This window comes from Kitasatospora sp. NPDC058115, from assembly GCF_042884635.1.
GTDB lineage: Bacteria > Actinomycetota > Actinomycetes > Streptomycetales > Streptomycetaceae > Kitasatospora.
Genome location: NZ_JBHVTL010000027.1, coordinates 131,124 through 137,123, shown reverse-complemented (window position 1 = coordinate 137,123; position 6,000 = coordinate 131,124). Strand labels below are relative to the sequence as shown.

Here is a 6,000-nt window from a genome sequence, read left to right as displayed (position 1 = left end):
GGCGGCGGCGACCGCCTGGGCGGCGGCAGCTGCGGCGCCTTGGGCCGCGTCGGCGGCGCGCGCGGCCGCTTCCTTGACACGGGTCAGGTCCCGACCGGCCGCTTCGGTCTCCGCGGCGGCGGTCGCGGCGGACTCCTTGGCCAGCCGGGAGGTCTCGACCGCGCGGGCGGAGGCCGCCTTGGCGGCGTCCTTGGCGATCTGCGCCTGCCGGCCTGCCTCCTCGGCCTGGTCTGCCAGCTGGGAGATCGTCGCGCGTTCCTGGTCCCTGGCCAGGGCCACGAACTGGCCGACCGACAGGAACTCGGCGACATCGGCGGAGGTTCCGCGCAGCGCGACCTTCGCGGCCTCCTTCATGGCCGGGCCGCCGGCCGCGAGGAGTTTCATGACCGCGGCGCGGTCGTCGACGGCGGCGGCGTCGAACTGCCCCTTCTCCAGGAACCTCTTGACGTCCTCAGGGGTGCCCTGCAACGCGGCGGTGGCCTGCTCCCTGACGCTCACCCCGCCGGTGGCGACGAGTTGCATCGCTTCGACTCGGCGGTCCTGTTCCAGGGGCGTCTGCCAGCCGTCCTTGAGGAAGGTCCGCAGGTCCTCCTGGGTGCCCTTCAGTGCGCGGGTGGCCGCCTCGCGCACCCCCGGACCGCCGAGGCTGAAGATCTGGAACGCCGAGACGCGTTCGTCGTGGTACTCCGCGAGGTCCGCCTCGACGTCGAGGAAGCGCTTGACGTCCTCGTCGGTGCCGGTCAGCGCCGCCTCGGCGGCCGCCTGCACGCCGGGCCCGCCCTCCAGCCACAGGTTCACGACACGGCCGCGGTCCGTCGGTGCGGGCGTGCTCGGGCCGGGCCCGGGGTCCGTGGCGAACGCGGGAGCCGCGCCGAGCAGGCCGGCGGCGAGGGCCAGCGGCAGCAGGCCCGCGCATATTCGGCCGAGTACTGACAGCCGGACTCTGCGAGACCGCTTGCTCCCCCTGGCTCCGGGGGCTCCCAAGGGCCGAACGGGATGGTTCACAATCAATACCTCCCAAATGGTGCATCTGTGTTTCGGAGAAAGCTCGCCGAGCATCAGAAACGGAATGGGGTGTACGAATTCGTGAGACGTGGCCAAAAGTCGCTGCGAGGGGCAGTTCTGGGCCGATTCCGCGAACCTCATGGTGCCAGATATTGCTGGTACTTTACGCTGGCTCCGCCGTCGTCCAACACCCCTTCCGGCATTGCGGAATCAACTTGGTCCCGCCAGGATCGAAGGACCTGCCTTGATCAAATCCCGTACCCGCACGACTCTCGTGGTCGGCGCCACCGGAGCTCTGCTGGCATGCATCGGGCTCGCCTCGCTGTCGGCCGCACAGGCCACCACCGGAGCGGCTGCGGAGGAGGACATGCCCACCGCCGTCGAGGACTTCCAGTACCCGGAGGCTGACCGCATCCTGACGGAACGCAAGATCACGTTGAAGCGGGGTGACGGGCACATCCTGCTCAAGGAAGGACCCGGCCACACGGTTCCGACCAGTTGCCAGGCGGCGAACGAGATCTTCGTCGAATCGCGTCTCGACAGGCTCGGATACTGCTTCGTCGTCTCCGGTACGACCGGCTACCTCACCATGGAACTGCCGGACGTCTACGGCATTTGGACCGAGGATCGCTCCGTCAGCGCCAAGCTGCTCGCGGCCGGCCAGGAGAAGCAGGTGAACATCGGCCCTAACTCGGTCGAACCGGTCGGCGAAAGCCTGCCCGGCGGAAAGCGTTCCGTCCTGGTCGAACTCCGCATCACCGGATGATGCGGGCACGCAAGGCCGCTGCCACGCAAAACCGACACCGCACACATCAATTCGACTTGGCCGAAACGGCAATGAAAGGACAGCACCTCGTGTTCCGCACACGATCACACTCGGCCTGGACAACCGGGGCGGTCACGGCCGCTGTGCTGACCGGCGCACTGCTGACCGGCGGACCCGCTCCCGCCGTCAGCGGTGACACCTCACCGGCGGGCACCTACGCGTACGCGGCCAAGTTGGACATCGGCGACGGCGAACGCTCCTGCACCGGGGCCCTGATCGACCCGAACTGGATCGTCACCGCCACTTCCTGCTTCGCCGACAACCCCGCCCAACCGACGACCGTCCCCGCCGGCCCGCCCGCCCGTAAAACCACCGCCACCATCGGCCGCACCGACCTCACCACCACGGGCCAGATCCGCGACATCGCCGAACTCGTCCCCCGCACCGACCGCGACCTCGTCCTCGCCCGCCTCACCACCCCCGTCACCGACATCACCCCGGTGGCCGTGGCCACCACCGCCCCCACCACCGGGGAGGAGCTGACGGTGGCGGGCTACGGCCGCACCAGGACCGAGTGGGTGCCCGACAAGCTCCACAGCGCCGCCTTCACCGTCGGCGCGATCGACCTGGCCGGCCTCGGCATCGCCCCCAAGACCCCGGCCGACGCCGCCCTCTGCAAGGGCGACACCGGCGGGCCCGCCCTGCGCCGCGTCGGCGACCGCTACGAGCTCGCCGCCCTCACCAGCCGCTCCTGGCAGAACGGCTGCCTCGGTGCCGCCCCGACCACCCGTACCGGCGCCTACGAGACCCGCACCGACGACCTCGGCACCTGGATCCAGCAGACGCTCTCCGACTGGGCCGCCGTGGTGGCCGGCCGCGCCAGCGGACGGAACACCGTCTACAACCCCGACACGAAGACGGCCGAGATCTTCACCCTGCGCACCGACGGCGCCCTCATCCACGCCTACAACACCAACGGCGAGGGCTGGGCCGGCTGGCACCTGATCGGGCCCGGCGCACGGTTCACCGGCACGCCGGCGGTCGTCCACAACGCTGCCACCAACAGCCTTGAGGTGTTCGCCATCGGCACCGAGGGGTCCATGTACCGGGCGACGTGGAGCCGCGCCACCGGCTGGCAGCCGTGGACGATGACCGGTGACTGGAAGTACAGCGGCTCCCCCTCCGCCGTCTACAACCCGGACACCAGGACCGCCGAGGTCTTCGCCCTGCGTACCGATGGTGTCATGGCCCACCTCTACAACACCGACGGCGCCGGCTGGCACGGGCCGTTCACCCTCAACCCCTCAGGCCAGTTCACCGGCACACCGGCCGTCGTCCACAACCCCGTCACCAACACCCTCGACCTGTTTGCCACCGGCACCGACGGATCGATGTACCGGGCGGCCTGGAGCCGGGCCGCCGGCTGGACGTCCTGGACCATGGCCGGTGACTGGAAGTACCGCGGTTCCCTCACCACGGTCTACAACCCGGACACCAGGACCGCCGAGGTCTTCGCCCTGCGCACCGACGGCGTCATGGCCCACCTCTACAACACCGACGGCGCCGGCTGGCACGGACCGTTCACCCTCAACCCCTCAGGCCAGTTCACCGGCACACCGGCGGTGCTCCACAACCCCGTCACCAACACCCTCGACCTGTTCGTGGTCGGCACCGACATGTCCATGTACCGCGCAACGTGGAACCGCACCACCGGCTGGACGTCCTGGACCATGACCGGCAGCTGGAAGTTCCGCGGCTCCCCCTCCGCCGTCTACAACCCCGACACCAGGACGGCCGAGGTCTTCGGCCAGGGCACCGACGGCGTCATGGCCCACATCGCCAACCCGGCCGGCGCAGGCTGGACCGGCTGGTCCATCGTCGGCCAGATCCCCACGACGGGCTGACCGCACCCGGCTGACCGCACCCGCCGAGACCCCACCAGGTCGAGGAACGGAGAACCGACTCATGCTCCGCCCACGCCTACGCTCCGCAAGGACGGCGGCCGGGACACTCACCGCCGCCGTCCTCACCGGCACCCTCCTGACCGGCACGCCCGCCGCTGCCGTCAGCGGCGACACCGCGGCGACCGGTTCCTACGCCTTCACCGCCAAGCTGGACATCGGCGAGGGCACGCGCTCGTGCTCCGGTGCCCTGGTCGACCCGTACTGGATCGTCACCGCCGCCGCCTGCTTCGCCGACGACCCCGCCCGGCCGACGACCGTCCCTGCCGGCCCGCCCGCGCTCAAGACCATCGTCACCGTCGGCCGTACCGACCTCACCACCGCCACGGGGCAGGTACGGGATGTTGCCGAACTTGTCCCCCGCACCGACCGCGACCTCGTCCTCGCCCGACTCGCCCGCCCCGTCACCGACATCTCCCCGGTAGCCGTCGCAACGGGCGCACCCGTCCAGGGGGAGGGCCTGCGGGTCGCCGGCTACGGTCGGACCGGCACCGAATGGGTACCCGACAAACTCCACACCGCGACCTTCGGCGTGAACGCGGTCACCTCGACCGGCATCGGCATCACAGGCACCGCACCGGCCGGCGCCGCGGTGTGCAAGGGGGACACCGGCGGCCCCGCCGTCCGCGGGAGCGGCGGCACCGTCCAACTCGTCGCCGTCATAAGCACCTCCTGGCAGAAGGGCTGCCTCGGCAGCACCGAGACCACCCATGACGGCGCCACCGCCACCCGCACCGACGACATCGGCGACTGGATCCAGCTCGTGCGGTCCCGCCCGTTGCCGCCCCAGGCACCCGGCGTCCTGCGCTGGTTCCTCTCCGATTCCGCCCAGTCGAACTTCAACACCCGGCCGGTCTTCGACTTCGGGAAGAGCCCGATGATCCCGCTGACAGGCAATTGGGACGGCATCGGCGGGGACACCCCCGGCTGCTACGACCCCACGACCGCGCACTTCTACCTGACCAACTCCCTCGACGGCACCCCGAGCAGCACCGACTTCGGGTTCGGCAACCCGGGCGACGTCCCGGTGGTCGGCCGGTGGGACGGCGGACGCACCACCGAGGTCGGGATCTACCGCCCCAGCACCGCCACGTTCCACCTACGCCACCACGACGGCACCGTGACCTCCTTCATGCTGGGCGACGGCGGCAACTGGAAGCCGATCGCCGGAGACTGGACGCACAAGGGCTACGACACCCCGGGGCTGTTCAACCCCAACACCGCCACCTTCTACCTCGTGAACTCCATCCACAGCGCCGATGCCGACGTCACGTTCACCTTCGGCAACCCGGGGGACACGCCCCTCGCCGGCGACTGGAACGGCAGCGGCACCACCCAGGTCGGCGTCTACCACCCCGTCGGCAGCACCTTCCGCTTTCGCGGTGCCGCCCCGGACGGCTCCACCACCTCCGTCTCCTACGGCGACAGCGGGCTCCCTGTCACCGGCGACTGGAGCGGCAGCGGCAAGTCGACCCAGGGCATTGCCGTCCCCGGCCGCTGACGTACGCCGCACACCCGGCCGGCGGTCACAACCCCACCACGACAAGAAGTCCCCATGTCCCGCAAGACCCCACCCCGTTCCTGGCGGACCGGTGTGCCGGCCGCAGCCGCCGGCACACCGGGCCTGAAGAACCGAAGCAGCGGCAAAGTCCTGGAGATCGACGGCTCCCTCACGGTCCAAGGCTCACGCGCCCAGCAGTAGACCTTCTAAACCTCCCCACCCGGAAATGGTCCTCAGTGCTGACCCTGGACCCGTTCAGCACGGCGGGCGCGAACGGCGGGGTGGCCTACGGTCCGGTACGACCGTGGAACCAGCGGGCGGACCACCTGAGGTGCCGGACCAGCCCTCGCCCGCGGTGCCGTCCGAACCGGCCCCGGGGAGCGGGCCCGTGTCGCCCACATCCGGGTGAACTGCACGACAACGAGGCCCTGTCGGCATCCCGTCACAGCAATGGCACCTGGGCCACCCCCGAGTACCCCGACCTCACCGCCACCCCTGGCGACCACACCGGCGCCTCGATCAACGCCTCCCCCTGATCACCGCACCGCCGAGGAAGGCCCGGGTGGGGACGGCCCCGGCGTTCTCGACCGGAGCCCCGACCTCCCGCACCGGCGACAGAGGCCGACGCCAGCCGCCGGACGCGAGGGAAGAAGCCCGCACAGGCACAGCGCCCCCTCAACGCCATCGCCGCACCACCACTCACGAAACCAAGCAACCCCCGCGAGCGCGGGGCGATTCGTATCGGAACCGGGAGCAACCCCCGCGAG

The 6,000-nt window shown here is 70.6% G+C and carries 4 protein-coding genes and 1 CRISPR repeat array (1 of these 5 cut by a window edge); of the genes, 3 read left to right on the top strand and 1 reads right to left on the bottom strand.

From position 1 onward, the window contains the following. A partial coding sequence (locus tag ACFVVL_RS27190; protein ID WP_387679684.1) for an ALF repeat-containing protein occupies positions 1-798 on the bottom strand: 798 nt, incomplete at its 3' end. A 451-nt stretch (positions 799-1,249) separates the two neighbouring features. Here ACFVVL_RS27190 and ACFVVL_RS27185 point away from each other — a divergent pair. From ACFVVL_RS27185 to ACFVVL_RS27175, 3 genes are all read left to right on the top strand, one after another. Next, the gene (locus ACFVVL_RS27185; protein ID WP_387679681.1) at positions 1,250-1,771 is read left to right on the top strand and encodes a hypothetical protein; all 522 of its coding nucleotides are present in this window, start codon (positions 1,250-1,252) and stop codon (positions 1,769-1,771) included. Positions 1,772-1,914: 143 nt separating this feature from the next. Then, a complete protein-coding gene (locus ACFVVL_RS27180; RefSeq protein ID WP_387679678.1) occupies positions 1,915-3,675 on the top strand; it encodes a trypsin-like serine protease in 1,761 nt (586 codons plus the stop codon). A 61-nt stretch (positions 3,676-3,736) separates the two neighbouring features. Further along, positions 3,737-5,233, top strand: a complete 1,497-nt coding sequence (locus ACFVVL_RS27175; protein WP_387679675.1) for a S1 family peptidase — start codon at positions 3,737-3,739, stop codon at positions 5,231-5,233. A gap of 750 nt (positions 5,234-5,983) precedes the next feature. Beyond that, positions 5,984-6,000: a CRISPR direct-repeat array (repeat unit 29 nt) (it continues 683 nt past the right edge of the window).

What these genes read in the sequence shown, in the direction of transcription:
- ACFVVL_RS27175 (WP_387679675.1), top strand. Translation starts at nt 3,737, where the DNA reads ATGCTCCGCCCACGCCTACGCTCCGCAAGGACGGCGGCCGGGACACTC.